Source organism: Amycolatopsis sp. VC5-11, assembly GCF_037034185.1.
GTDB lineage: Bacteria > Actinomycetota > Actinomycetes > Mycobacteriales > Pseudonocardiaceae > Amycolatopsis > Amycolatopsis nivea.
The window spans coordinates 455,220-476,445 of record NZ_JBAGKF010000001.1 but is presented as its reverse complement, the minus strand read 5'-3'; the positions used below and the strand labels follow the sequence as shown (position 1 = coordinate 476,445).

The following is a 21,226-nucleotide window of genomic DNA, read 5'->3' as shown; positions in this document are numbered from 1 at the left end:
CCAACGCCGGACGCCCGGCGGACATTCCGGTCTCGGGGCTCGGGCCGGGACGGCCGTGCTCAGCCGAGCCGGAAGACCAGTGCCGTGGACTGTGCGGTGTAGATCGCGCGGACTCCGTAAACGACCCCGTCTGCCCAGAACAAGCGGCAGAACCACGGTGCCAAGCTGCGATTGCCGGGACCCGTGAGCGAGACCGTGCGCACGGGTGTCACAGCTCCGGTGTCCAGGGAGAACTTGACGATGTGCTGCTCAGGACCGTCCTGGCCGGCGGAGACCACGGCGATCACCTGCCCGTTGTCCACCGCGAGCGGCGCCGCGACAATGCCGCCGCCGGGCGCCGGGACTTCCCAGCGTTTGGCGCCGGTGCGGAGGTCGAACGCGGCGAGGCGGTTGGGCTTCTGCGGGCTGGTCAGCGCGATCATCGTGGTGCCCGTGACGAGTGCTCGCGAACGTCGATGTGACGTACCGTTGGAGGCCCCGCTCAGGCTGTAGCCGAATCCGTCGTCGCCCATGAAGCCGTTCAACGCGTCTCCGGCGTCGATGGTGGAAACCGGTTCGAGCGAGTCGTCGAGAGTCGCGTACATCCCTTTCGATGCGTCGCTGACGTAGGCGACCAGCGGCGACGCGCTCACCCACGCCATCGTGAGGTAGGACTTGCTCTTCACGAACTCGTTGTGCTGCTTGGTTTTCCCGGTCGCGGGATCGACGGCAACGGCGACGTACAAGCTATCGCCGGCGTCCTTGGCGCTGCAGTGGGACAGCAGCACGAAGTCCGCGCTCCGCGGCAGCCCGTCCGACGGGATGCAGTTCGAGTACACCTTCTCGTCGGTCGGTGGCGTGACCTCGGACCAGCGGACGGCGCCGGTGGCCGCGTCCAGCCCGAGCAGTTGCTGGTAGTGCACGACCACGACCGAACCGCCGACGATCTCCAGCACTGCGTGCTCGTCGAGTTTCGCCTGCGACGAGCTTCCCGACGAGGTGATGGGCATCGTCCGCTGCCACAACAGCTTTCCCGCGTTGACATCCAGCACGGCCGCGCTCGAACAGAGATCCCCATAACCGACGGCGATGTGGTTGTCGACGACAGAGGTGCTCGCCCCGCAGAAATGGCCGGCGGGGGAAGGGATCCGCCAGCGTTCCTTTCCGTCGCTCCGTGCGTACGCCACCGCATAGGTGTCGTTCACCAGCACCAGATCGTCGCCCACGACCCAGGAATCGATGCCGATGTCGTACGGCGGGACCCGGTCCGCTCCCAGCTGCCACGGACCTGGCTGGGACACCGCGATCGCGTGACCGGACACCGTGCCCCTGTTGAGCGCGAGCGGTACCGCGATCGCCGCGATGACCACGGCTGCCAGAAATGCCGAGATTCCGAGGAAGGCCCGCCGGCCACCCTTTTTGTCAGTCACTACCCGCTCCCCCCTTAGATGCGCGTAGTGTATTTGGGGAAATCTGATTCCCCCAAAGTTCCGCCACAGTTTTCACCGCTTCGGATTTGTCGACCGGGAATCGCGCTTCAGCTTGCCGCCGCGACCAGTCGCGAGTACGGGCCGCCCGCCGCGATCAGGTCCTGGTGCGGGCCGAGTTCGGTGATGGTGCCGCCCTCGACCACCGCGACCCGGTCCGCCGCCGCGGCCGTGTGCAGCCGGTGCGCGATCGCGATCACCGTGCGGCCTTCGAGCACCGCGTTCAGCGACCGTTCCAGCTCGCGCGCCGAACCGGTGTCCAGCAGCGACGTCGCCTCGTCCAGTACCAGCGTGTGCGGGTCGGCCAGGACGACCCTGGCCAGCGCCAGTTGCTGCGCGAGACCGGCCGGAACCGCGTACGCGCCCGAGCCGAGCTTGGTGTCCAGCCCGTCCGGCAGTCCGGCCGCCCACTCCTCGGCGCCGGCGGATGCGAGCGCGTCCAGCAGTTCCTCGTCGGTCCAGTCCCCGCCGCCGCGCCGGGCAGGCAGGGCCAGGTTTTCCCGCAGCGTCCCGGAAAACGTGTGGTGTTCCTGCGTCAGCAGCAGCACCTCGCCGCGCAGCACGTCGTCCGCGAGCGTCGACACCTCGGTGCCGCCGACCCGGATCGAACCCGCGGTCGGCGCCGAGATCCCGGCCAGCAGCCTGCCCAGCGTCGACTTGCCCGCACCGGACGGTCCGACGATCGCCAGCCGTTCCCCTCGCGGCACGCTCAGGCTGATGCCGTGCAGCACCTCGCGGTCGGAGGTGTAGCCGAACCGGACGTCGCGCACCTCGATGTCGCGCCCGCGCGGCACGTCGGCGACCTTGTCCGCCGATTCGGCAGGCTGCACGCCGATGATCCGGCGCGTCGCGGCTATCGCGACCTGCAGATCCTCCAGCCAGAACAGCGCCTCGCTGAGCGGAGCGGTCATCGCCTGCGCGTACGCCAGCATCGTCGTGATCGTGCCGAGCCCGGCCCAGCCCTGGCTGTAGGCGAACAAGCCCAGCAGCAGGAGCGCCGCGATCGGCAGCACGTAGCTGATCTCGAGCGACGGCAGCCAGCGCATCTGCAGCGCCCGCATCCGGCGTTCGCCGAGCGTCGCCTGGTCGAGTGCGTGGTACCCGGCGCGGACCCGCCGTTCGGTGAGGCTGAGCGCCTCCGAGGTCCGCGCGCCCTCCACGGTCTCGTGGGTGGTCGACTGCAGGTCGCCCCAGCGGTCGAGCATCCACGCGAACGCGCTCGGGATCTTCCGCTGGTACCAGATGTTCACCGGCACCAGGATCGGAATCGCCACCAGCAGGGCCAGCGCGAGCAGCGGCGACGTCACGATCATCGCGATGGTGGTGAACAGCACCGTCACCGCGGCGATCAGGATTTCCGGCGCGGCGAACCGCACCGCGACGTCCAGCCGGTTGATGTCGCTGGTCGCCCGGCTGAGCAGGTCGCCGGTGCCGGCCGCCTCGACGGTGCCCAGCGGCAGGCCGAGCGCGTTCGTGACGAACCGTTCGCGGGTCTGCGCGAGCACCCGTTCGCCGAACATCCGGCCGCGCAGCCGCGCCGCCTTCCTCGCCCACGCCTGCAGCACGAGCACCGCCACGAACGCCACGGCCAGCAGATCGACCCGCAGCGTGGTGCCGTGCTCGACCACGCCGTCCACGAGCCTGCCGAGCAGTTGCGGCCCGGCCAGCCCGACCACGGTGGCCAGGCAGAACAGCCCGAGCATCACGGAAAACTCGCGCCGGTGCTCGACCGCTACGCGTTTCGCCCAGCGCCGCACTTCGCGTTTCGACGCCAGCGGGAGCCGCGTCGTCATACCGTCACTGCCTTTCCGTGCACGACCTCGTCGGCCACGTTCCTCCACAGTGGACTCTGGCTGAACACCACTGTGGTCCTGCCGGTCCGCAATTCCTTGGCGCGCTGGGTGATCCGGGCCTCGGTGTGCGCGTCGACCGCCGACGTCGGCTCGTCGAGCAGCAGCACGTCGGGGTCGATCGCCAGCGCGCGGGCCAGGCTCAGCCGCTGTCGCTGCCCGCCGGACACCTCGCGGCCGCGTTCGCCGATCAGCTCGTCGACGCCGCGCGGCAGGGCCTCGATGATGTCCTCGGCGTCCGCCGCGTGCAGCGCCGCGAAGATGTCGACCCCGCGCGGGTGCTCCGGGGTCAGCTGATCACGCAGCACCCCGGAAAACCACAGGTCCTGGTTGTGCGCGTACACCACCCGCCTGCGCAGTTCGGCGAGCGCGACGCGATCCGCGGGCACCCCGCCGACCAGCACCTGTTCGCCCTCGTCCGCGTCGGCGAACCGGCTCATCCGCGCGGCGATCGCCTCCGCCTCGGCGCCAAGATCGACCACGGTCAGCTTGCCCGGCGCGATCCGGATGCCGCTGGTGGTGTCCACCAGCTCCAGCGGACCGTCCGGCAGCGGCAGCGGCGACACCGGCTCGGCGAGCTTCGGCCGCAGGGCCAGCAGCCCACACACCTTGCGCGCCGCGACCAGTCCGGAGCTGAGCGAGCTGACCTGTTCGGTCGCCGTGGCGACCGGCACCACCAGAAACGCCGAGAGGCCATAGAACGCCACCAGTTCGCCGACGCTGATCGTGCCGTCGAGCGCGAGCCGTGCGCCCAGCCAGGTGATCGCCACCGTGACCAGCCCCGGCAGCAGGACCTCCGCGCCCGCGAGCCAGGATTCGCTGCGCCCGACCTCGACGCCGGAGCGCCGCACCAGCTGGCTCGCGTCGCGGAACCGGGCGAGGAATCGCCGTTCGCCGCCGACGCCGCGCAGGATCCGCAGCCCGGACACGATGTCCGCGCCGAGTGCGTTCACCTCGCTCAGGTTCTCCCGCTGCGCGGTTTTCCGCTTCTGCAGCGGCGCGAGCAGCGGACCGATGCCGAGCACCGCGAGCGGGACGCCGACCAGCGCGACCGTGCCCAGCACCGGCGAGGTGCCGAGCATCGCGATCCCGATGACCACGAACGCCACGATCGAACCGAACGTGCGGCCGATGACCTCGAACGCGTTGCCGACCCAGTTCATGTCCGACGACGTGACCGCGACGACGTTGCCGGTGGTGGTGGCGTCGCGCAGGGACGCGCCGAGCCGGGTGGTGTGGTCGGTGACCAGGCGCTGGGTGGAGCCCGCCCCGTGGATCCACATGCCATACGACGCGAAGTGCAGCCCGGTGCCGAGCAGCGCCTGCGTCACGCCGAGCACGCCCGCGAGCAGCGCCCAGCGCCACAGCGCGGACGAGTCGCCGTCGGCGATCGCCCCGACGCCCCGGCCGATCACCAGCGGCAGCAGGGCGCTCGGCAGCGACCAGCCGGCCCCGGTGACGATCGCGGCGAGGACGAGCCCCGGCCGTGCGCGAAGGACCGCCAGCAGATACCGGACCGGCGTCGGACGTTCCGGGAGCCGGATGTCGGGGAAGCGGTACGTGGCGGAAAGCACGATCATTGACGCTAAGCCGCTGGGACGCTCCGGCGCGACTCATTTATGCCCCGCGCGAGCAGGCTGGGCGGCTGTGGGTGTGACCCGGCCGACACGTAGTCTTAGGGCCGTGGCGAACCCTGACACGGATACCGTGACCAGCACAGTTGACACCACCGCAGTGGCCGCGGCGACCCCGGAAACGAGCCAGCCGTACGTCGAACTCGGCCTCGCCGAAGACGAGTACGCGCGGATCCGGGAAATCCTCGGCCGCCGGCCCACCGACGCCGAGCTCGCGATGTACTCGGTGATGTGGAGCGAGCACTGCTCCTACAAGTCCTCGAAGAAGCATCTGCGCTACTTCGGCGAAACCGCCACCGACGAGATGAAGGCCAAGATGCTGGCCGGCATCGGCGAGAACGCGGGCGTGGTCGACATCGGCGACGGCTGGGCGGTCACCTTCAAGGTGGAAAGCCACAACCATCCGTCCTATGTGGAGCCGTACCAGGGCGCGGCCACCGGCGTCGGCGGCATCGTGCGCGACATCATGGCGATGGGCGCGCGGCCGCTCGCGGTGCAGGACGCGCTGCGCTTCGGCCCGGCCGACGCGCCGGACACCAAGCGCGTGCTCCCCGGCGTGGTCGCGGGCGTCGGCGGCTACGGCAACTGCCTCGGCCTGCCGAACATCGGCGGCGAGCTGGTCTTCGACCCCTCCTACGCGGGGAACCCGCTGGTCAACGCGCTGTGCGTCGGGGCGATGCGCACCGAGGACCTGCACCTGGCGTTCGCCTCCGGTTCGGGCAACAAGATCATCCTGTTCGGCGCGCGCACCGGTCTCGACGGCATCGGCGGCGTGTCCGTGCTCGCCAGCGACACCTTCTCCGGCGACGAATCCGCGTCCGGCCGGCGGAAGCTGCCCAGCGTGCAGGTTGGCGACCCGTTCACCGAGAAGGTGCTCATCGAGTGCTGTCTCGACCTGTTCCGCGAGAAGCTGGTCGTCGGCATCCAGGACCTCGGCGGGGCCGGGCTGTCGTGCGCGACGTCCGAGCTGGCCGCGGCCGGTGACGGCGGCATGCACATCTACCTCGACCGGGTTCCGTTGCGCGCCACCGGGATGACGCCCGCCGAGGTGCTCTCCAGCGAATCGCAGGAGCGCATGTGCGCGGTCGTCGCGCCGGAGAACGTCGAGGCGTTCATGGCGGTCTGCGCCAAGTGGGACGTCATCGCCACCGACATCGGCGAGGTCACCGACGGCGAGCACCTCGTCATCACCTGGAACGACGAGATCGTGGTCGACGTGCCCGCGCACACCGTCGCGCACCAGGGCCCGGTGTACGACCGCCCGATCGAGCGCCCGGCGTTCCAGGACGGCCTCGTCGCCGACACCTCCGCGAAGCTCCCGCGTCCGTCGACGCCCGAGGAACTGCGCGCGGACTTCCTGAAGCTCATCGCGTCGCCGAACCAGGCGTCGAAGGAATGGGTGACCGCGCAGTACGACCGCTACGTGCGCGGCAATTCGGTGCTGTCCCAGCCGTCCGACTCCGGCATGATCCGGATCGACGAGGAGAGCAACCGCGGCGTCTCGGTGGCCACCGACTGCAACGCGAAGTTCGTCTACCTCGACCCGTACCGCGGCGCGCAGCTCGCGCTGGCCGAGGCGTACCGGAACGTCGCCACCGGCGGCGCGACCCCGGTCGCGGTGTCCGACTGCCTCAACTTCGGCGCCCCGACCGACCCGGGCGTGATGTGGCAGTTCGAGCAGGCCGTGCACGGTCTCGCCGACGCGTGCGTCGAGCTGGGCATCCCGGTCACCGGCGGCAACGTCAGCTTCTTCAACCAGACCGGCGACACGGCGATCCTGCCGACCCCGGTGATCGCGGTGCTCGGCGTGATCGACGACGTCACCCGCCGCATCCCCACCGGCATCGGCGCGGAAGCGGGCGAGACCCTGCTGCTGCTCGGCGACACCCACGACGAGCTGGACGGTTCGGCCTGGGCCCGCGAACTGCACGGGCACCTCGGCGGCGTCCCGCCCCGCGTGGACCTGGCCCGCGAGAAGCTGCTGGCCGACGTCCTGGTCGCCGGTTCGCGCGACGGCATGATCTCCGCCGCGCACGACCTCGCCGACGGTGGTCTGGCACAGGCGCTCACCGAGACTGTCCTCATTGGACAGTGCGGGGCCCGCGTGTTCCTCGACCGCGACCAGGACCCGTTCGTGCAGCTGTTCTCCGAGTCGTCCGGCCGCGTGCTGGTGGCGGTCCCGCGCACGGAAGAGCTGCGGTTCACCGAGATGTGCACCGCGCGCGGCCTGCCGTGGCGCAAGACCGGTGTCGTCGACCCGGATTCCGGAACGCTGGAGATCCAGGGCGTCACCGAGTTCTCCCTTGAAGAACTGCGCGAGACCTGGGAGAAGACCCTTCCGGCGCTGTTCGACTGAGCCCTCGTGAGTGCCGGTGCGGACCGGCGCCGGCACTCACGAGCGGAAGGTGACCACCTCCGCCAGCTCTGCCCGCGGAATCGCCGGCCGGGGCTCGTCGGGATCCGCGTACCCGATCGACATGCCGCAGCCGAGGACGTATCCGGGCGGCGGCTCCGCGATCTCCGTGACGCTCCGGTGGTACCGGCCCCACGCGATCTGTGCGCAGCTGTCGAGCCCTTCCTTGCGCAGCAGCAGCATCACGGTCTGCAGGAACATCCCCGCGTCCAGCCATTGCGGGGGAAGCATCTGCTCGTTCAGGTAGCAGAAAAGCGCGACCGGAGCACCGAAGCAGTCCCAATTCCGGACCCGGACCCGCTCCCGGCCCGCGTAATCCTCCCGCGCGACCCCGACCGCGCCGTAGCGCAGCGCGCCCAGCTCCTCGATCCGCCGCGCGTACTGCTCGGGCAAGGCTTGCGGATAGGGCAGCACCTGAGGCGGATCGCCGGTGTCGCCGTCCGCGATGCGCTGCCCGACCAGGTATTTCAGCTCGGCCAGCTTCGCGCCGGTCAGGACGTAAATCCGCCACGGCTGCAGATTTCCCCCAGACGGGGCGCGCAGGGCCGTGGCGAGGACTCGGGTCAGGACTTCGCCGGGTACCGGCTTGCCGAGGAAGCCGCGGACAGACCGCCGGGAACGCACCGCTTCGTAGACGTCCACGGTTTCTTGATGCTACTCAGATCGGCACCGCGACATAGCCGCCATTCTGCGGATCCAGCTTCCAGCCGTCCGGCAGCGCTGCCTCCACCGGACCGGAGAAAGCCGCCCCGTCGAAAAGGACTTCCTTCGCGAAGGTCGCGCCCTTGAAGGTGGTCGGACCGGCGAACGTGGTGTGCGAGAAATTGGCCCGTTCGGAGAATTCGGTACCGGAGAACCAGGCCCGGTCGAGAAAAGTCGCGTTGCGGCAACGGAAAACGCCCACCAGGCGGCCCGGACCCGTACCCGCGGCGGTGAAGTAAGCCTGCCCGGTGAAGACGGAGCCGCTGAGGTTCGTGCTGCTGTACAGCGAAGCGTGCCGCAGCAGCAGGCCGCCGATCCGGCGGCGGGAAAGGTCGAAGTACTCCAGGACCGCGCCGGTCAGATCGAGGTCCGGACCCGGTCCGTCCACATCGGACGGTGGCAGCAGATCCCGGATCAGCCGTTGCGCGGTGAGCCGCACCTGCAGCTCGCGTTCCTCTTCGGCGGTGCCTTCCACGCCCTCGTAACGGCCGTGCATGAACGGCCGCCGCAGATAAGAACACAGCACGTCCAGCACGGTCTGCCGATACTCCGGCCGCGTCCGCGCCAGCCCGGCCAGCGCGTGCAACGCGCCGACCCGCACCTGATCGGCCTCGTGCCCCAGCAATTCGACCGACTTGGCGAACCGCTCGTCGGAGATCCGCTCGCGGTCGACGTCGTGCCGCTGCTGCTCGATCGCCTGCCGCGCCTCCTCGACGCGGCGGCGGCGATCGTTGAGCCACAACGCGTACAGCGCCACGACCGCGCCACCGGCGAGACCGGCGGTTTTCAACGCTTCACTGCGGCTTGTCGCGGGGTCGGCGAGCAACCAGCCGCCGACCCCGCACAGCAGTGCCACGGACGCGATCAACGTCCACAGCAGCGGCGAGCGCACCGGGTCAGAACGCGAGGATCAGGTACAGCCCCACGCAGTAGCCGCCGCTGCGGTTCATGATGACCATCGTGCCGCTGGCGTCCTTGCCCGACAGCTTGCCGGTGATCCGGGCGCTCGTCGTGGCGCTGCCCGCGGTGACCTTGCTCAGCGTGAGCTGCGGGTCGCCGCTGGTGGTCTCGTCGATGCTGCGCTTCGACATGCTCTCGGTGCCCTGGCAGGCCATCGCGGTCGCGCCCGCCGCGTCCTTGGCGTTGAGCTTCGCGAGGAAGTCGTCGATGACCTGCTTCGCCTCGCCCGACGCGCCGCCCGAATCGGGGTCGTCGCTCGAATCCGTGGACGGCGACGACGAGTCGCTCGGCAGCGGAGCCTCCGACGACTGCGACGGGGCCGGGGCGGGCGGCTGCGCCTGCGTGGTGCCCTTGTCGTCCTTGCTCAGGAAGAACCCCGGCGCGACGAACCCGGTGATGCCGAGCGCGACCACCACGACGACCGCGACGGCGATGCCGATCCACAGGCCGGTCTTGTTGTTCTTCGGCGGCTCGCCGCCCGGTCCGCCCGGGTATTGCCCCTGGTCCCAGCCCTGCTGCGGGAACTGCTGGGTGCCGCCGTACGGCTGCTGCTGGTACCCCGGGTACTGCTGCTGAGCGTTCGGGTCCCAACCCTGCTGCTGGGCGTTCGGATCCCAGGCGGGCTGCTGCTGCTGGGGGTTCGGGTATCCGCCCGGCTGCTGGGCCTGGTTGGGGTCCCACCCCGGCTGCTGCGGCACCCCGCCCGAGCCGGGCTGCTGCCAGCCCTGGCCGTAGGGGTCCCCGCCCTGTCCGGGCTGCGGTGGGTAAGTCATGTCCGGTTCCGCCTTCCTGCTGCACCGACTCGCGCCGCGGTCTGACGCCCCGCCGGCCCAGGCGGTTCCGTCTCCGCCCCAGGTCTGCATTGTGCAAGGCGGGCAAAGCTCGCACAAAAGCGGCTCCCGGCCGCCCCGCCCGGCAGGAGGAGGGGAGAACCGGGAGCCGCGTCCGTGCGCGCCCTCAGGTCAGCCGTTGGCGAGTGCCTGCAGCCGGTCGTAGGCGCCGTTGAACGTGTCCTGGTCCAGCGGGCTCGAGGTGTACTGCCACACGGTGTAGTAGCCCCAGTTGTACGGAAGGGTTCCGGCCGAGGACGCGTACCGCGCGACCCACAGCGGCGCGGTGCTGGAGAAATCGCCGCTGACGCACTGGTTCCACCAGTTCGTCGACGTGTAGATCACCGGCCAGCGGCCCGTTTTCGCGTGATAGGTGTCGTGGAAGTCCTTGATCCACGCCGTCATCGACGCCTTGCTCAGCCCGTAACAGGTCGCGCCGTAGGGGTTGTACTCCATGTCCAGTGCGCCGGGCAGCGTCTTGCCGTCCCCTGACCAGCCGCCGCCGTGCGCGACGAAGTAGGTCGCCTGCGCCGCGCCGCTCGAGGTGTTCGGGGTGGCGAAGTGGTAGGCGCCGCGGATGAAGCCCTGGTTGTAGGAACCGTTGTACTGCTGGGCGAAGTACGGGTTCGTGTAGTTCGTGCTCTCGGTCGCCTTGGTCCAGACGAATCGCTTGCCCTGGCCCCACCAGTTGGCCCAGTTGACGTTGCCCTGGTAGCTGGCGACGTCCATGCCCGCGACGGTGGCCGCTACCTGGTTCGGCAACGCGGCGGCGGGTTGCGGTTGCTGTGCGGCGGCTTTCGTCTCGGGAGTGGAGTGATCCCCCTCGACGCGCCGGATCTGCGATCCCATGGTGTGGTTGTTCGCCTGGATGTCGGCGTTGACGGAGTTGATCTCCCGCGCCGAAAGCGGGGAAGCCGCCGGGGCGGCCGTCGCCTCGGTCGAAGCGCCGAGCAGGAGCGCGACAACCGGGACGGTCAGAGCGGAAAGCAGCGCGCCGCGCCGCCCTCTTCGGGAAGTGGACATCGTCGATCCCTTCACAGATACCCTCGCGGAGGGCGGCTATGTGCAGGTAGCCGCCACGGGGGAGATTCTTGAGGACGAATCGTCGTTTGTCATCAAGTTCCGTGAAGATGAATGGGCGAGTGGGTGATTTTCATCGAGCGGTGATGACTAATTCGTGACCGCGTCACGAACGTTCACCCGAATGCCAGATTGCGCAGGGCTGACTGGGTTCCGTTGAGCCAGTTCTGGTCGCCGGGCAGGGCGCCGCTGTTCGAGAACTGCCAGATGGCGTGCTGTCCCCAGCCCGCGGGGAGTTCGCCGATGAAGGAGTTGTAGCGCGCGATCCAGAGCGGATTCCCTCCGAAAGAAGGGTTGTTTCCGGTGCAGCGTTTCCACCAGCTGGTCGACGTATAGATCGTCGGCAGCCGTCCGGTGCGGGCGCGATAGGTGTCGGAGAACGCGCGGACCCACGCGACCATCCCGTTCGCGTCCTTGCCGTAACACGTTTCGCCGTAGGGGTTGTATTCCATGTCGAGTGCACCGGGCAGCGTCTTGCCGTCGGCCGACCAGCCGCCGCCGTGCGCGAGGAAGTAGTTGGCCTGCGCGGCGCCGTCGGACACGTCCGGGCGCGCGAAGTGGTAGGCGCCGCGGACGATCCCGGCTTGGTAGGAACCGTTGTACTGCTGGGCGAACTGCCCGCTGACGAACCCGGTGCCCTCGGTCGCTTTCACGTACACGAACTTCGCGCCCGCTCCCGCCGCGGCGGGCCAGTCGACCGGGCCCTGGTGTCCGCTGACGTCGTGGCCGAGGTACTGGTCTTGTGTCGTGTACGAGATGTTCGGCGCTCCCAGAACGCCTTCGTGCTTCGCGATTTGCGAACCGGCGTAGTTGTCCGCGGCCCCGGCGTAGCTCGGTGCCGCCTGCGCCGTTTCGCACAGGGACGTGCCGGTGATCCCGGCGAAGAGAACCGCGCTCCAGCGCAGCAGCAGATGACGCTTCACCCAGGGCTCCTCACCGGACGCGTGTACTCCTACTGCGTCACGATGCACGGGCGAGCGGGTTTCGGCGAATCATGATCACTCGGCAGTGTGGTCTGCCCAGGTCAGCGCCGTTCTTCGGCCAGCGCCTTCATCAGGTGCTCGGCCGGCACGACGGCGGTGATCAGGTCGTGCGGGTTGACCGCGAGCGGATGTCCGGCGAGCAGCCCGACGATGTCGCGGCCGAGCACCGCGCGGGCGTGCGGCCATTCGCGCGGCACCAGCGACTTCGACGTGTACGCCGGGACCATGACCCGTCCGTCGGCGTTGTGGAAGCCGATCACCGTGCGCTGCACCGGGGACAGGGCGTAGACCAGCAGCGTCGAATCGAGGATGACGCGCGGCAGGTCCTCGGCGGGCCGGTGTTCGGTCCGGACCATTTGCAGCAGCCGCTCGAGTTCGTTGCGCGGCTCGGGAAAACCGAGCGCCTTCGGCGAGGGCCGGTACCGGTCGTTGGGGTGGAAGTCCTCGACGACCTCGCCCGTCCCGTTCACCGGATACGCGCCGACGACCGCCCACGACGGCACCGGACCGCGGGCGTCGAAGGCCTCGTCGATGACATACAGCCAGCTGTTCGGGTTCGTCCGCGCGTTGGCCCGCATCTCGGGAGTGATCTCGGGTTTTCCCTGCGGCCCGCGGCGGGGGTACGCGTTCCGGCGCGCGCGTTTGCCCGCCGGGGTCCGGGAAACCATCCGATCTGCCTCGTCCCGCTGCGCCATCGCCGTCCCTCGGTGCCGGGTGCCTGAAAGTCCGTCCGCGGCCACTCTACTGTTGTCGCATGGCCTCTTCGCGTTCGGTCGATCCCGCTCAGTTACGAGCGGCGGTGCTGGCCGTTTCGGACTGGTTGCGTGGTTCCGGACCGGATCCGGCCCGCGCCGAACTCGCCGCCGCGGTGCGCGCGACCCTGCGGACGCTCGCGCAGGACGCGCCGGGGCACACGGTCGAGGTCCGGGTGCCGCCGTACGCCGCGGTGCAGTGCATCGAGGGCCCGAGGCACACCCGCGGCACGCCGCCCAACGTCGTCGAGACCGACCCGCGGACGTGGCTCGAACTGGCCACCGGCCTCCTGGACTGGGACGACGCGCTCGGCGCCGCCCGGGTGTCCGCCTCGGGCAGCCGCGCGGACCTCGCGCACTGGCTCCCGGTCGTGCGAATCTGATTTTCCGCGGCAATTGTTCTCTCAGGAGTGTCTTCTGAGGCACACACTCCGTAGAATCCCCTGAGCCGAGGCCTGTGCCACGCTGTCCGGGGCAGTGCCTTGCGTGTACTTTGGGTAGTCGGATTTCGATTCCCGTGACGAACGAGCGGCGATGGAAGGGCCCTGGTCATGAACGCGGTAGGCGTGTCCGCCGGCGAGCAGAGCCTCGGCCCGACAGCGCGCCGGATGATCCTCGGCTCGCAGCTTCGCCGCTTGCGCGAGGAAGCCGGGATCACGCGCCAGCAGGCGGGCTACAACATCCGCGGTTCGGAATCCAAGATCTCCCGGCTGGAACTCGGCCGCGTCGGCTTCAAGGAACGCGACGTCGCCGACCTGCTCACCATGTACGGCGTCTCCGACGAGGAGGAGCGCAAAGCGTTCCTCGACATGGTCAAGCAGTCGAACGAAGCGGGCTGGTGGCGCAAGTTCGGGGAGACGGTGCCCGGCTGGTTCACCGATCTCGTCGGCCTTGAGGAAGCGGCGTCCCGGATCCAGATCTGGGAGCCGCTGTTCGTGTCGGGCCTGCTGCAGATCGAGCCCTACGTGCGAGCGATCTTCAGCCACGGCCGTCCGGAAATGGCCGACGAACGCGTCGACCAGCTGGTGGCCCTGCGCATGCGGCGGCAGAAGATGCTGGCCCGCCCGGACGCGCCGCGCATCTGGGCGGTGCTCGACGAATCGGTGCTGTACCGGCCGATCGGCGGACCGAAGGTGTTCCGGCAGCAGCTGGAGTACCTGCTCGAGGTCACCACGCTGCCGCACGTGTCGGTGCAGATCCTGCCGTACTGCCGAAGCGGTTTGTCAGCCGAGCACGCGTTCTCGCTGCTGCGCTTCGCCGAGGCGGAGCTGCCGAACATCGTCTACGTCGAGTACCTGACCGGCGCGCACTACCTCGACAAGCGCGACGAGATCGAGAAGTACGGCCGCGCATTGGACCTGCTGGCCGTCGACGCGGAGACCCCGGAACGCAGCCGGGCACGCATCGCCAAGCGCAAGGCCGAGATCTAAGCACTCCGCTCTTCCTCGCGCCGGGGGATCGCCTCGGCGAAATTCTCTCTGCCGAGAATTCCGTCCCGCCCATCCGAGGCAGGGGTAGTCGAATAGAGAACGCCCCCACCCCATTCTCCTCACCGAGCGTGCATAAGTCCGGAAACTGCCTTCCACTGACCCGGTCGCACTCTTCCTATCGCTGCTCCGGCCGTCACGGTAAGTGTTCCGTATTCACCCGCTGCACCCGGCGGCGGCGAGTCACGAACGCGGTGCGTTATCAGGCCGCCAATATCGTGACCCGGGGTAATAATTAGCCCGTTCGGGTAGTGCTCGAATCACCTGTCTGGGAACTTCTACTGAACCGTGTCGTCACGCAGTGAGAAATTTGCAGAAAATTCTGCACGTGCATTTACCGCTGCATGCGCGCGTGCTAGCGTCGAAGTCACAGGCAGATGCACATGCAGATTCCTGAGCTTTTCATCGTCCTTCCCGGAAGGTGGCATCATGGCTGAGCGGTTCGAGAACGGTATTCCGGCCGACCGTCTGACCGGCGCCCAGTGGCGCAAGGCGAGCTACAGCGGTGCGGTGGGCAACTGCGTCGAAGTAGCCCCGCTGACCTCGGGCGAGATCGCGATGCGGAACTCCCGTTTCCCGGAGGGCCCGGCGCTCGTCTACACGCGCGCGGAGATGGCCGCCTTCCTCGCCGGCGCGAAGGACGGCGAATTCGACGATGTCCTCGGCTGAGGCCGCCGTCGTGGGCTCCGCCTTCGACATCGAGCAGGGCCTGCAGCGACTCATTGCCCGCGGCTACCAGTTCGTCCACCCGACGGACGGAGCGGGCGAAGTGCAGGCCGTGGTCGGAGTGCGAGTGCACGACAATGTGGTGGACGTCGTCCGGCTGAACGCCGAAGACGACGTCGAGGCCACGCGCCTCCCTGGCAGCGAGCAGAACATCTTCGCCCCGGCGGCCACCCTGTGGCGCTCGCGCGGCGAAGCAAGCCAGGTGCTGGGCGAAGTACTGGCCCTCCCCGAGCGCCAGCCGGCCCCCGCCGCGGCAGCCTCCGCGAACGGCTGCTGGGTCCCGGGCCGAGGCGGCCGCTCGAAGTGGCTGGCCGCCCGCTGATCCACCCTCCGCGCTGTCCCCATCGGTGCCCCTGATTTCAGGCCCCGTACGAAGTGGCCCAATCCACTTCGTGCGGGGCCTGGCTCATTTCCGGCCCGTGCTGGTCGGTCAGACGCCTTCGATGATCCGGAAGTCGCGCTCGACGGCGTCGCCGAGGGTTGCCAGCGCTTCCCGGTACGCCTCGCTCTCGTAGGCCGCGACGGCTTCTTCGAAGCTGTCGAACTCGATCAGCACGACGCGCTCCGGGATTCCGGACTCGTGGACGACGACTCGGCTGCCGCCGCGGGAGAGCACCCGACCGCCCGCGGCCTGGACCGCGGCGGCGGCCAGCTTGTTGTAGGCGGCCAGCCTCTCCGGGTCGGAAATGACGCGGTAGACGCTGACCCAGTAGCCCTTGGCCACGGAAACCTCCTGTGTTCGGCCGGACGCGTCCGGCCGGTGGGGATGCATAAATGATTAATATAAATAGTCTATGCTTCTCGCATGAGCCGTCAAGCCGCGACTCGCGGCGCTGCGATCGGGTCGGCCCTCTACGAGCTGGCCACCAGGGCTGCGAGACGCCTTCCGCGCGACCTCAGCGTCACGTCCGCCGCCACCCTGGCCACCCTGCACCGGTGCGGTCCGCGCCGGATCACCGATCTGGCCGTGGCCGAGGGCGTCACCCAGCCCGCGATGACCGTCCTGGTCCGGGCGATGGAGGAGTCCGGGCTGGTCGAGCGGAGGCGCGACGCGTCCGACAAGCGGGTCACGCTGGTGTCGCTGACCAAGGCTGGCGAGTCCTACGTCCAAACGCGTCGTCAAGCGGGCGTCGACGCGTACGCGCGGTTGATCGACGAACTCGCCGACGACGAGGTCGAGGCCCTGACGGCGGCGCTTCCGGCGCTGGCGCACCTGGCAGAGCTCGAAAGCCGGAGCCGAGAAGGGTCGAAGCGTCCACTCCGGTCCAAGACCACTGGCCTGAACTGAGAGCACCGCTCCGGAAATCCTCCCCCGTAGTGGGCAGAACCACGCCGCGGACCGGCCCCCCACCTCATCCACCCCTTACACTTGGACTCGGCCCGCCCACGTCTTCCTGGGAGCTTCCCGGTGGTTTCCGACCCCTCCGCCAGTACTGATCGACCCGAAGATCAACCCGAACCGGAACCCCGTGAGGAGTGCGGCGTCTTCGGCGTCTGGGCTCCCGGGGAAGAAGTCGCCAAGCTCACCTACTACGGCCTCTACGCCCTGCAGCACCGCGGGCAGGAGGCAGCGGGCATCTCCGTCTCGGACGGCTCGCAGATCGTCGTCTTCAAGGACCTCGGGCTCGTCAGCCAGGTCTTCGACGAGCAGGTCCTGCAGTCCCTGCAGGGGCACATCGCCGTCGGGCACTGCCGGTACTCCACGACCGGGGCCACGATCTGGGAGAACGCCCAGCCGATCTTCCGCACCACGGACACCGGCAGCGGCCTGTCCTTCGCGCACAACGGCAACCTGGTCAACACCGCCGAACTGCGCGATCGCACCGTCGCCGCGGGGCTGAAGCCGCACGCCGGGCTCACCGGGTCCTCCAGCGACTCCGACCTCGTCTGCGGGCTGCTCGCCGCGAACGCCGCGGACAAGGGCATCGAGGCCGCCGCGCTGGACCTGCTGCCGACTCTCAAGGGCGCGTTCTGCCTGGTCTTCGCCGACGAGAACACCCTGTACGCGGCCCGCGACCCGCACGGCGTGCACCCGCTGGTGCTCGGTCGGCTGGAGCGCGGCTGGGTCGTGGCGAGCGAGACCGCCGCGCTCGACATCTGCGGCGCGTCGTTCGTGCGCGAGGTCGAGCCGGGCGAGCTGATCGCCATCGACGCCGAGGGGCTGCGTTCGTCGCGGTTCGCGAACCCGGAGCCCAAGGGCTGCGTCTTCGAGTACGTCTACCTCGCCCGTCCGGACACCTCGATCGCCGGCCGCAGCGTGCACGCCACGCGCGTCGAGATCGGCCGCAAGCTGGCCGCCGAGCATCCGGTCGACGCCGACCTCGTGATGCCGGTGCCGGAGTCCGGCACGCCGGCCGCGATCGGGTACGCGCAGGGCTCCGGCCTGCCGTACGGCACCGGTCTGGTCAAGAACGCCTACGTCGGGCGCACCTTCATCCAGCCGTCGCAAACCATCCGGCAGCTCGGCATCCGGCTGAAGCTGAACCCGCTGCGCGACGTCATCCGCGGCAAGCGCCTGGTCGTGGTGGACGACTCGATCGTCCGCGGCAACACTCAGCGCGCGCTCGTGCGGATGCTGCGCGAGGCGGGCGCGCTCGAGGTGCACGTGCGGATCGCGTCGCCGCCGGTGCGCTGGCCGTGCTTCTACGGCATCGACTTCGCGTCGCGGGCCGAACTCGTCGCCAACGGCGTCGACCTCGACGGCATCCGCCGTTCGATCGGAGCCGATTCGCTCGGCTACATTTCGCTGGACGGCCTGGTCGCGGCGTCGGAGCAGCCGAAGTCGCGGCTGTGCACGGCCTGCTTCTCCGGCGAGTACCCGATTCCGCTGCCCGAGGACGCGCTCATCGGCAAGCACCTGCTCGAGAGCATGGACGCCGCCGGTGGCGCGGCGACTCCCGTCAGCGCCGCCGGGTACGGTGCCGAAGACGCCGTCCGGCGTCCGTGAACCAAGCATGTCCAGTAGGGAGTCCGCTTCCGTGAGCGAGTCCACGAGCGCCACGTACGCAGCCGCCGGGGTCAGCATCGACGCCGGTGACCAGGCCGTCGAGCTGCTCAAGCCACACGCTGAGCGGGCGACGAGGCCCGAGGTGCGCGGCGGGGTCGGCGGTTTCGCCGGGCTCTTCTCGCTCAAGCTCGACAAGTGGAAAGAGCCGATCCTCGCGTCGTCCACCGACGGCGTCGGCACCAAAATCGCGGTCGCGCAGGCGCTCGACAAGCACGACACGGTCGGCATCGACCTGGTCGCGATGGTCGTCGACGACCTGGTCGTCACCGGGGCCGAGCCGCTGTTCCTCCAGGACTACATCGCGGTCGGCAAGGTCGTGCCGGAGAAGATCGCGGCGCTGGTCGGCGGCATCGCCGAGGGCTGTGTCCAGGCGGGCTGCGCGCTGCTCGGCGGCGAGACGGCCGAGCACCCCGGGCTGATGGGCGAGCACGACTACGACCTGTCGGCCACCGGCGTCGGCGCGGTCGAGGCGTCCGCGCTGCTGTCGCCGGAGAAGGTCCGCCCCGGCGACGTCGTCATCGCGATGGGCTCGTCCGGCCTGCACTCCAACGGCTACTCGCTGGCCCGGCACGTGCTGCTGGACATCGCGCGGATGCCGCTGGACGGGCACGTCGAGGAGTTCGGCCGCACCCTCGGCGAGGAACTGCTCGAGCCCACCAAGATCTACGCGAAGGACTGCCTCGCGCTGGTCGCCGAGACCGAGGTGCGCACGTTCGCGCACATCACCGGCGGCGGCCTCGAGGCCAACCTCGCGCGCGTGATGCCGCGCGGCCTCGTCGCCAAGCTCGAACGCGGCACGTGGACGCCCGCTCCGGTGTTCGCACTGATCGGGCAGCGCGGCAAGGTCGAGCGCGCGGAGCTGGAGAAGACGTTCAACATGGGCGTCGGCATGGTCGCGATCGTGTCCGCCGAGGACGTCGACCGGGCGCTGGCGGTGCTCACCGCGCGGCACGTGCCCGCGTGGATCCTCGGCGACATCCAGCCCGCCGAAGACCCGGACGGCCCGCGCGCGGTGCTGTCCGGCGACCACCCGCGGTTCTGAAAGCCGCTTGCCTCGTCTTGAGACACTGAGGACATGGCGGAGGACGTACGCGTCGGCGCCCGGTTCGTGATCCCGGGCGCCGAACTGCGAGAGCGCTTCTCCCGATCCTCGGGACCGGGCGGACAAGGCGTGAACACGACGGACTCGCGCGTCGAGCTGTCGTTCGACGTCGCGGGCTCCGCCGTGATCCCGCCCGCGCTGAAGGAACGCATCACGGCCCGCCTCGGCACCCGCCTGGTCGGCGGAGTGCTCACCATCGCGGCCAGCGAGTACCGCTCCCAGCTGATGAACCGCGACGCGGCCCGGGAGCGGCTCGCCGATGTGCTGGCGAAGGCATCCGCGCCGCCGCCGGCCAAACGGCGTCCCACCAAGCCGTCGCGAGGCTCGAAGGAACGCCGTCTGGCCGTGAAGAAACGCCGCAGCGACGTAAAACGCGGCCGCGGCGGGCGGTACGACGACTAGCTCAGCGACAGGTGCACGCACTCACCGGCGACCTGGTAACCAGCACGCCGGTACACCGTCCCGATCCCCACATCGCCCGGCGTGAGGAACGCCGTCCGCGCACCGCGTTCGTGGGCTAAGCGCGTGAGGTGCGCGGTGATCGCCGCCGCGATGCCTTGGCCGCGGTGTTCTGCGGAGACGGCGATGCCGACGATTTCCGTTGCGCCGGAGACGATATCCAGCGCGATTCCGCCGCCCACAATGGTTTCGCCGTGTTCGGCCAGGACGGTCAGGTAGTCGCGGTTGCGTTCGACATCGGCGTCCGACACGTCGGGCGACTCGCCGAAGGCGACGTTCTGCACGGACCGCAGGCGGCGGAATTCGTCGTCGGACGACGGTTCGCGCAGCTGAATGTGTTCTGGCGCAACACAATCGACGAGGTCCTCGGTGGCGCAGGTCATCACCGGCACGCGTCGTTCCAGCGTGAACCCCTCGGTGACGAGCGCTGCCTCGACATCGGGAGCCGCGTCGGTGAAGAACTCCAGCCGGGGCAGGAGATTTCGTTGCCGGTAAGCGGAAATCAGGAGAGCGATCTCGGCGGACGAAGGGTTCGCGCCATCGTCGGGGATGGCGTAGTTCGCCATCGGATGAGAGCTGTCCTTGGCGAAAGTCGCCAGGAACGGGCCGATTCGCTCGGTTTCGCGGCCGATCGGTGCGGTCGCGCGGACGTATGCCTGAAGGGCGGACATCTCTGGTGGAAGCCTTTCGCGAAGAAGGAATGCGCGGGCAGCACAACAACTGGCAACCCCACGCCGGGCGCGCAGGCCGAACAGCTCAGGCCAGGCGGCCGGGGCGGGCCGTGGCGGAGCACATAGGCATTCCTTCGTCCGAAACGAACTTCCCGTTCATCGTCTCAGACCCGGCAAGCGAATTAACGGTTCAGCGCGGCGCGGGCCTGGTCCACGATCCGGGCCAGGTGCACGCCCCGGCGGACATCGCAGGGATGCGTGGTCGTTCCGCACGACACCATCGCGGCGAAGTCGTCCAGCAGCGCGGTGTACGCGTCGTTCGCCGTGCCGGTGCGGCCCAGCGTGCGGAGGCCGTGTTCGCCGAAGACCGAATACTCGACCACCGTCGGCTGGACCGGCAGGCGCAGGCTGAGCGTCGCGGTGCTCGTGATGCCGCCCTCGTGTTCGAGCAGCAGTTGCCACAGGTCTTCGGGACCGCGGTGGGCGGCAAGGACGTCGGTGATCGGGCCGAGGGCGGCATCGAGCAGGTCGAACGCGTGCGGGCCGATGTCGGCGAGCGCGCCGCCGGCCGGATCCTGCCGCCAGGCCGAGGTCGCGTACTTGCCGCTGAGCAGTGCGCCCGACAGCCAGTGCACGCTGCCGCCTCGCCATCCGCCGGCGGCGGTGACGCCGTCAAGCCAATCGCGCGTCTGCTGGGCGAACCGCAGCGTCAGCATCACCAGCGAAGCGACGCCAGCGGACGTCACGGCGTCGGCGAGACGTTGCGCCGTGGCCAGGTCGGGAGCGATCGGTTTCTCCAGGATCAGGTGCTTGCCCGCCTCCGCGGCCCGGGTCGCCAGTTCGGCCTGCACGGTCGGCGGCACGGCGAACGCGAGCGCGTCGACCTGCTCGAACAGCTCGTCCAGATCGCTGGTGGGCACGGCGTCGTAGGCCTGCGCCAGCGCGGTGGCGGCCTCCGGCCTTCGGCTCCACACAGCACTGAGCACGGTCCCCGGATGGTCCGCGAGCCCGGGGGCGTGCACCGTGGTGGCCCACGGTCCGGTTCCTACGAGGCCGACGCGCAGCTGGTCCTGTCCCACGCCCGGAAGTGTAGGTGTGTCCGCG

At 69.5% G+C, this 21,226-nt stretch carries 22 protein-coding genes; 10 read left to right on the top strand and 12 right to left on the bottom strand.

Going from position 1 to position 21,226, the window contains the following annotated elements:
• Positions 1-59: 59 nt before the first annotated feature.
• From WA670_RS02425 to WA670_RS02415, 3 genes are all read right to left on the bottom strand, one after another.
• Entirely contained in the window at positions 60-1,409 is a 1,350-nt protein-coding gene (locus WA670_RS02425; RefSeq protein WP_037808688.1) for an outer membrane protein assembly factor BamB family protein, read from the bottom strand.
• 107 nt (positions 1,410-1,516) lie between these two features.
• Entirely contained in the window at positions 1,517-3,259 is a 1,743-nt protein-coding gene (locus tag WA670_RS02420) for an ABC transporter ATP-binding protein (protein WP_037808686.1), read from the bottom strand.
• Positions 3,256-4,890, bottom strand: coding sequence for an ABC transporter ATP-binding protein (locus tag WA670_RS02415; RefSeq protein ID WP_442893060.1), 1,635 nt, complete (start codon positions 4,888-4,890; stop codon positions 3,256-3,258). The genes WA670_RS02420 and WA670_RS02415 overlap by 4 nt, the downstream gene beginning before the upstream one ends.
• 109 nt (positions 4,891-4,999) lie before the next feature.
• Here WA670_RS02415 and purL point away from each other — a divergent pair, with 109 nt between their 5' ends.
• Positions 5,000-7,306, top strand: coding sequence for a phosphoribosylformylglycinamidine synthase subunit PurL (gene purL / locus WA670_RS02410; protein WP_037808684.1), 2,307 nt, complete (start codon positions 5,000-5,002; stop codon positions 7,304-7,306).
• A 36-nt stretch (positions 7,307-7,342) separates the two neighbouring features.
• On the opposite strand, the gene WA670_RS02405 is transcribed toward purL, so the two are convergent.
• The 4 genes from WA670_RS02405 to WA670_RS02390 all read right to left on the bottom strand — a co-directional run bounded on the left by WA670_RS02405 (position 7,343) and on the right by WA670_RS02390 (position 10,878).
• Positions 7,343-8,005 carry a nitroreductase gene (locus tag WA670_RS02405; protein WP_336156810.1) on the bottom strand — a complete coding sequence of 221 codons (663 nt, stop codon included), beginning with the start codon at positions 8,003-8,005 and terminating at the stop codon, positions 7,343-7,345.
• A 16-nt stretch (positions 8,006-8,021) separates the two neighbouring features.
• On the bottom strand, positions 8,022-8,957 hold the full coding sequence (locus WA670_RS02400) for a pentapeptide repeat-containing protein (RefSeq protein ID WP_336156809.1): 936 nt from the start codon (positions 8,955-8,957) through the stop codon (positions 8,022-8,024).
• A gap of 4 nt (positions 8,958-8,961) precedes the next feature.
• On the bottom strand, positions 8,962-9,798 hold the full coding sequence (locus WA670_RS02395; protein WP_336156808.1) for a hypothetical protein: 837 nt from the start codon (positions 9,796-9,798) through the stop codon (positions 8,962-8,964).
• A 189-nt stretch (positions 9,799-9,987) separates the two neighbouring features.
• A complete protein-coding gene (locus WA670_RS02390) occupies positions 9,988-10,878 on the bottom strand; it encodes a lysozyme (protein ID WP_275292931.1) in 891 nt (296 codons plus the stop codon).
• Here WA670_RS02390 and WA670_RS02385 point away from each other — a divergent pair.
• Positions 10,871-11,005, top strand: a complete 135-nt coding sequence (locus WA670_RS02385; protein ID WP_255443103.1) for a hypothetical protein — start codon at positions 10,871-10,873, stop codon at positions 11,003-11,005. The genes WA670_RS02390 and WA670_RS02385 overlap by 8 nt on opposite strands.
• Positions 11,006-11,051: 46 nt before the next feature.
• Here the strand turns inward: WA670_RS02385 and WA670_RS02380 are convergent, their stop codons facing one another.
• On the bottom strand, positions 11,052-11,840 hold the full coding sequence (locus WA670_RS02380; protein ID WP_240014529.1) for a lysozyme: 789 nt from the start codon (positions 11,838-11,840) through the stop codon (positions 11,052-11,054).
• Between the two features lie 119 nt (positions 11,841-11,959).
• Positions 11,960-12,613: a type VII secretion system-associated protein gene (locus WA670_RS02375; protein ID WP_037808668.1), complete on the bottom strand. Its 654-nt coding sequence runs from the start codon at positions 12,611-12,613 to the stop codon at positions 11,960-11,962.
• A gap of 59 nt (positions 12,614-12,672) precedes the next feature.
• Here WA670_RS02375 and WA670_RS02370 point away from each other — a divergent pair, with 59 nt between their 5' ends.
• The 4 genes from WA670_RS02370 to WA670_RS02355 all read left to right on the top strand — a co-directional run bounded on the left by WA670_RS02370 (position 12,673) and on the right by WA670_RS02355 (position 15,205).
• Complete coding sequence (locus WA670_RS02370) at positions 12,673-13,053, top strand: sterol carrier family protein (RefSeq protein WP_106961382.1); 381 nt, start codon at positions 12,673-12,675, stop codon at positions 13,051-13,053.
• Positions 13,054-13,221: 168 nt separating this feature from the next.
• The gene (locus WA670_RS02365; protein WP_336156806.1) at positions 13,222-14,100 is read left to right on the top strand and encodes a helix-turn-helix domain-containing protein; all 879 of its coding nucleotides are present in this window, start codon (positions 13,222-13,224) and stop codon (positions 14,098-14,100) included.
• A 486-nt stretch (positions 14,101-14,586) separates the two neighbouring features.
• The gene (locus WA670_RS02360) at positions 14,587-14,826 is read left to right on the top strand and encodes a DUF397 domain-containing protein (protein ID WP_020664000.1); all 240 of its coding nucleotides are present in this window, start codon (positions 14,587-14,589) and stop codon (positions 14,824-14,826) included.
• On the top strand, positions 14,813-15,205 hold the full coding sequence (locus WA670_RS02355) for a hypothetical protein (RefSeq protein ID WP_336156805.1): 393 nt from the start codon (positions 14,813-14,815) through the stop codon (positions 15,203-15,205). Before WA670_RS02360 ends, WA670_RS02355 begins: the two co-directional genes overlap by 14 nt.
• 108 nt (positions 15,206-15,313) lie before the next feature.
• On the opposite strand, the gene WA670_RS02350 is transcribed toward WA670_RS02355, so the two are convergent.
• Positions 15,314-15,607 (bottom strand): DUF1330 domain-containing protein, encoded by a 294-nt coding sequence (locus WA670_RS02350; protein ID WP_134662128.1) that lies wholly within the window; start codon positions 15,605-15,607, stop codon positions 15,314-15,316.
• An 81-nt stretch (positions 15,608-15,688) separates the two neighbouring features.
• Here WA670_RS02350 and WA670_RS02345 point away from each other — a divergent pair, with 81 nt between their 5' ends.
• From WA670_RS02345 to arfB, 4 genes are all read left to right on the top strand, one after another.
• Entirely contained in the window at positions 15,689-16,171 is a 483-nt protein-coding gene (locus WA670_RS02345; RefSeq protein ID WP_078870268.1) for a MarR family winged helix-turn-helix transcriptional regulator, read from the top strand.
• Positions 16,172-16,291: 120 nt separating this feature from the next.
• Positions 16,292-17,830: an amidophosphoribosyltransferase gene (gene purF, locus WA670_RS02340; RefSeq protein ID WP_037808661.1), complete on the top strand. Its 1,539-nt coding sequence runs from the start codon at positions 16,292-16,294 to the stop codon at positions 17,828-17,830.
• Positions 17,831-17,861: 31 nt separating this feature from the next.
• On the top strand, positions 17,862-18,932 hold the full coding sequence (gene purM, locus WA670_RS02335) for a phosphoribosylformylglycinamidine cyclo-ligase (RefSeq protein ID WP_037808659.1): 1,071 nt from the start codon (positions 17,862-17,864) through the stop codon (positions 18,930-18,932).
• Between the two features lie 33 nt (positions 18,933-18,965).
• Entirely contained in the window at positions 18,966-19,394 is a 429-nt protein-coding gene (gene arfB, locus WA670_RS02330; RefSeq protein WP_336156803.1) for an alternative ribosome rescue aminoacyl-tRNA hydrolase ArfB, read from the top strand.
• Here arfB and WA670_RS02325 read toward each other — a convergent pair.
• On the bottom strand, positions 19,391-20,122 hold the full coding sequence (locus WA670_RS02325) for a GNAT family N-acetyltransferase (RefSeq protein WP_238603857.1): 732 nt from the start codon (positions 20,120-20,122) through the stop codon (positions 19,391-19,393). The two genes, arfB and WA670_RS02325, sit on opposite strands and share 4 nt — an antisense overlap.
• A 182-nt stretch (positions 20,123-20,304) precedes the next feature.
• Positions 20,305-21,201, bottom strand: coding sequence for a Gfo/Idh/MocA family protein (locus WA670_RS02320; RefSeq protein WP_037808651.1), 897 nt, complete (start codon positions 21,199-21,201; stop codon positions 20,305-20,307).
• Positions 21,202-21,226: the final 25 nt, after the last annotated feature.

Bases quoted from the DNA above. Each gene is read 5' to 3' on its own strand.
- WA670_RS02325 (WP_238603857.1), bottom strand. From the start codon at position 20,122: ATGTCCGCCCTTCAGGCATACGTCCGCGCGACCGCACCGATCGGCCGC.
- WA670_RS02395 (WP_336156808.1), bottom strand. From the start codon at position 9,798: ATGACTTACCCACCGCAGCCCGGACAGGGCGGGGACCCCTACGGCCAG.
- WA670_RS02370 (WP_106961382.1), top strand. From the start codon at position 12,673: ATGGCCTCTTCGCGTTCGGTCGATCCCGCTCAGTTACGAGCGGCGGTG.
- WA670_RS02345 (WP_078870268.1), top strand. From the start codon at position 15,689: ATGAGCCGTCAAGCCGCGACTCGCGGCGCTGCGATCGGGTCGGCCCTC.
- WA670_RS02355 (WP_336156805.1), top strand. From the start codon at position 14,813: ATGTCCTCGGCTGAGGCCGCCGTCGTGGGCTCCGCCTTCGACATCGAG.
- WA670_RS02375 (WP_037808668.1), bottom strand. From the start codon at position 12,613: ATGGCGCAGCGGGACGAGGCAGATCGGATGGTTTCCCGGACCCCGGCG.
- WA670_RS02390 (WP_275292931.1), bottom strand. From the start codon at position 10,878: ATGTCCACTTCCCGAAGAGGGCGGCGCGGCGCGCTGCTTTCCGCTCTG.
- WA670_RS02365 (WP_336156806.1), top strand. From the start codon at position 13,222: ATGAACGCGGTAGGCGTGTCCGCCGGCGAGCAGAGCCTCGGCCCGACA.
- WA670_RS02420 (WP_037808686.1), bottom strand. From the start codon at position 3,259: ATGACGACGCGGCTCCCGCTGGCGTCGAAACGCGAAGTGCGGCGCTGG.
- arfB (WP_336156803.1), top strand. From the start codon at position 18,966: ATGGCGGAGGACGTACGCGTCGGCGCCCGGTTCGTGATCCCGGGCGCC.
- WA670_RS02360 (WP_020664000.1), top strand. From the start codon at position 14,587: ATGGCTGAGCGGTTCGAGAACGGTATTCCGGCCGACCGTCTGACCGGC.